The following is a 4,032-nucleotide window of genomic DNA, read 5'->3' on the forward strand; positions in this document are numbered from 1 at the left end:
ACCGTGCCGCCGCGGGGGGAGTCCACGACGTCCGCCACCACGACCGTGACGTTGTCGGGGCCACCGGACCGCAGCGCGAGCTGGACGAGCCGCTCGGCGGCGGCGTCGGCGGACCCGGTCCCGAGGGTCTCGGCGATGGTCTCGGCGCTCACCGGGTCGGACAGGCCGTCCGAGCACAGCAGGTAGCGGTCGCCGACCCGTGCCTCCCGGACGGCGGTGGTGGGCTCGACGGGATCTCCGGTGAGCGCCTTGAGGATGAGCGAGCGCCGCGGGTGCACGTGCGCTTCCTCGGCGGTGAGCTCGCCGCGGTCGACGAGCGACTGGACGAAGGTGTCGTCCTTGGTGATCTGCGTGAGGACGTCGTCGCGGAGCAGGTAGGCGCGCGAGTCGCCGACGTGGAGCAGTCCCATGCGCCGGCCGTCGAAGAGCAGGGCGGTGAGGGTGCAGCCCATGCCCTCGGCCTCGGGATGCGCCTCGACGTGCGCGGCGATCGCCTGGTTGCCCTCGTGCATTGCCCGGCTGAGCGCGCCGGCGAGGTCCGACCCCGGTTGGTCCTCATCGAGCTTGGCCAGGGTCGCGACCATGATCTGGCTGGCCAACTCGCCCGCGGCGTGGCCACCCATGCCGTCGGCCAGCACGAGGACCCGGGGCGCGGCGTACGCGGAGTCCTCGTTGTTGTCCCGCACCATCCCCGTGTGGGAGCGGGCGGCGTAACTGAGCGCGGGGGTCACGCGCGCAGCTCGATCACGGTCTTGCCGATCCGGATCGGCGTGCCGGCGGCCACCTTGACCGGGGTCGTCACCCGCGTCCTGTCCAGATAGGTGCCGTTGGTCGAACCGAGGTCCTCCAGGAACCAGTCCGGCCCGTGGGGCGACAGCCTGGCGTGTTGGTTGGATGCGTAGTCGTCGTCGATCACCAGGGTGCACGAGTCGGCCCGGCCGAGCAGGACCGGCTGTTCGGACAGCGTGATGCGGGTCCCGGCGAGGGCGCCCTGGGTGACGACGAGGTGGCGGATCGCCTTGGTGCCGCGGCCGAGGAAGCCGCCCCGGCGCTCACCCTGGCCGCCCGACCGCATCCCGACGTTGCCGAAGACGTCGGTCTTCAGCGCCCGCAGGACGAGGTAGATGAACAGCCACAACAGCACCAGGAGGAGGCCACGCGAGAGTTGTAGGACGAGTCCCTGCACGAGTTCGGTCCTCCCCTCTCCGGTCAGGTCACCTCGGGCAACGTGTGATCGCCCCCGGAGGTTCCCGGGGGTCCATGCCTGTCGAGGCTAGTCGAACCGGACGGTTATCTCCGAGTGTCCGACGCGGATGACGTCGCCGTCCGCCAGCTGCCAGTCCTGCACCGGGCCCTCGTTGACCGTGGTCCCGTTGGTGGAGCCGAGGTCGGTGAGGACCGCCTCGCGGCCGTCGAACCGGATGTCCGCGTGCTGCCGGGACACCCCGGTGTCCGGGAGGCGGAAGGCCGCGTCCTGGCCGCGTCCGAGCAGGTTGGACCCGCGCTGGAGGCGGAAGGTGCGCCCGGAACCGTCCTCGAGGTGCAGCGTCACCGTGAGCGAGGCGCGACCCTGGGTGATCTGCGTGGGGGCGTCGGACGGGCCACCCCAGCCGGTGTTCTGGCCGGCGGACCCGGACCGGGTGGCGACGGGGTAGTTGGAGGCGGGTGCCTGCATGGGGTTCTTCTCCTGACTGGCGCTCGGCGACGCGGGGGACGGCGACGACGGAGCCGGATGGCCCGGTGCCGGTGCCGGCGCGGCGGCCGAGATGTGGAACGGGACGGCGTCGGGGTCCACGACCCCGTTGATCCGCATCTGCCCGGTGTGGAGGTCGTCGCGTTCGACGAAGGTGACGGTGACGGGGCCGTAGGTCTCCCACCCCTGCTCGGCGATGTGGTCCGAGAGGTGGCGCGAGAAGGTCTTGACGGCCAGGGCCTCGTCCTCCGTGAAGGACGCGTAGTCCGACCGGGCGAGGGTGATGGTGTAGCTGTTGGAGACCAGCAGGTGACCGTCGACCACCTTGAGAGAGGCCTCGGACTGCTTCCGCAGCTGCGCCTCCACCTCGGCCGCCACCACCTTGCCGCCGAAGAGACGGGCGAAGGCGTCCCCGACCGCGCCCTGGAGTGTGCGTTCGAACTTGCCGACGATTCCCACGAGCGCCTCCTCTTCCCTGGTACGTGTCCGGACGTCCGGCCGCCGCGCGTGTCGGCGGCATCCGGTCGATCATAGAGGCGGGGGCGGCCCGAAGCACGTGTCCCGCATCCCCGGAGGTCGCGGGGTGAGGCTCCACCAGCGGATTGGTACGGCCGGTGTGGCGCGTGTTAACGTATTCGGGCGTTACTCGGGCGAGTGGCGGAATGGCAGACGCGCTGGCTTCAGGTGCCAGTGTCCTTCGGGACGTGGGGGTTCAAGTCCCCCTTCGCCCACCAGCCGAGTGCAGCCGAGGGTGCACCCGTGAGCCGGCCGAGAGGCCGGCTCTTCGCATTTCGGGCCGGGGAGTGGGGCGCGGGCGTTGCACACGTCACCTGAATCGGGTTCAATAATCGGCGTGACGTAGGCTCACGCAGAAGTTCTCCCGGAGGTCGGCGCCACCATGCCGACGGACCGGAGAGCAACGTCCTCATGGTGGACGGAGCAGAGATCACCCTCTCGCCCGCGCCACCCGTGAGCCCGCATCCCACAGCTCGGATCCCCATCGGTGCCCGACGCGATCAGCGGACGATCCCACCCCGGGCCCCGAACACGATGTAATGAACGGACATTGTCTGGGTCGGTGCACGCGCGTCGGCTCTCCACAACGCTGTCGAAGGAACCCCCACATGGCCTCGAGCCTCGAAGAGATCCCCGATATGACCCCGGAGACCGACATCCGGGACACCGCGGACGCCCCCTCGGTGATCGGCGTGGTCGCCGAGTCCGATCCCGCGGAGAGGCGGGTGGCCGCCACCCCGGCGACCGTCGCGAAGTTGATCGGCCTGGGCTACCGGGTCGTGGTGGAGAACGGGGCGGGGACCCGCGCAGAGTTCTCCGACGCGGCCTACGCCGAGTCCGGCGCCGACCTTGTCTCCGGTGACGTGGCCTGGTCGGGCGACGTGGTGCTGAAGGTCGCGGTGCCCACGGAGTCCGAGGTGGCCCGGATGCGGTCCGGTGCGACCCTCGTGGGACTCCTGGCGCCCGCCCAGAACGAGCGGTTGCTGTCCGTCCTGGCCGAGCGCGGGGTCACCGCACTGGCGATGGACGCGGTTCCGCGGATCTCCCGGGCCCAGTCGATGGACGTGCTCAGCTCCATGGCCAACATCGCCGGCTACCGCGCCGTGATCGAGGCCGCCCACCACTTCGGCCGGTTCTTCACCGGACAGGTCACCGCGGCGGGCAAGGTCCCGCCGGCCAAGGTGCTGGTGGCCGGGGCTGGGGTCGCCGGTCTTGCGGCGATCGGTGCGGCCAGCAGTCTCGGGGCGATCGTCCGCGCCACCGATCCGCGGCCCGAGGTGGCCGACCAGGTGGGGTCGATCGGCGGCGAATACCTGCCCGTCGAGGTCCCGGACGAGGAGAAGGTCGTCTCCACGGACGGCTACGCCAAGGCCACCAGCGAGGCCTACGACCGCGCCGCCGCGGCCCTGTACTCGGCCCAGGCGGCCGACGTGGACATTGTCATCACCACCGCGCTGATCCCGGGCCGGGCGGCCCCGCGCCTGCTCACCGCCGCGGATGTGGCGTCGATGAAGCGCGGCTCGGTCATCGTGGACATGGCCGCCGCCCAGGGCGGCAACGTCGAGGGCAGCGTCGCCGACGAGGTCGTGGTGACCGAGAACGGCGTGACGATCATCGGGTACACCGATCTCGCCGGGCGCCTGCCCGCACAGGCATCGCAGTTGTACGGCACCAACCTGGTCAACCTCACCAAGCTCGTCACCCCGGACAAGGACGGGCGGTGGGCGCTGGATCTGGACGACGTCGTCCAACGCGGGGTGACCGTGGCCAAGGGCGGCGAGATCATGTGGCCGCCCCCTCCGGTGCAGGTCAGCGCCGCCCCC

4 protein-coding genes and 1 tRNA gene are annotated in these 4,032 nt (G+C 71.1%); 2 read left to right on the forward strand and 3 right to left on the reverse strand.

Annotated features, from left to right (window positions below; translation table 11 throughout):
* The 3 genes from G6021_RS03770 to G6021_RS17855 form a co-directional block, all read right to left on the reverse strand.
* On the reverse strand, nucleotides 1–731 hold a 731-nt coding region (locus G6021_RS03770), incomplete at its 3' end, for a protein phosphatase 2C domain-containing protein (RefSeq protein ID WP_182640698.1).
* Nucleotides 728–1,186 (reverse strand): FHA domain-containing protein, encoded by a 459-nt coding sequence (locus G6021_RS03775; protein ID WP_107747200.1) that lies wholly within the window; start codon nucleotides 1,184–1,186, stop codon nucleotides 728–730. The genes G6021_RS03770 and G6021_RS03775, both read right to left, overlap by 4 nt.
* Nucleotides 1,187–1,273: 87 nt before the next feature.
* Nucleotides 1,274–2,152, reverse strand: coding sequence for a DUF3662 and FHA domain-containing protein (locus G6021_RS17855; RefSeq protein WP_179524037.1), 879 nt, complete (start codon nucleotides 2,150–2,152; stop codon nucleotides 1,274–1,276).
* A 189-nt stretch (nucleotides 2,153–2,341) separates the two neighbouring features.
* On the opposite strand from G6021_RS17855, the gene G6021_RS03785 reads away from it, so the two are divergent.
* Both G6021_RS03785 and G6021_RS03790 read left to right on the forward strand, forming a co-directional pair.
* Nucleotides 2,342–2,427 (forward strand) — tRNA-Leu (locus G6021_RS03785).
* A 420-nt stretch (nucleotides 2,428–2,847) separates the two neighbouring features.
* On the forward strand, nucleotides 2,848–4,032 hold a 1,185-nt coding region (locus G6021_RS03790; protein WP_182640699.1), incomplete at its 3' end, for a Re/Si-specific NAD(P)(+) transhydrogenase subunit alpha.

Origin of the sequence: Dietzia sp. CW19 (assembly GCF_014145265.1) — a bacterium.
In the GTDB taxonomy this organism is placed as follows: Bacteria; Actinomycetota; Actinomycetes; order Mycobacteriales; family Mycobacteriaceae; genus Dietzia; species Dietzia natronolimnaea.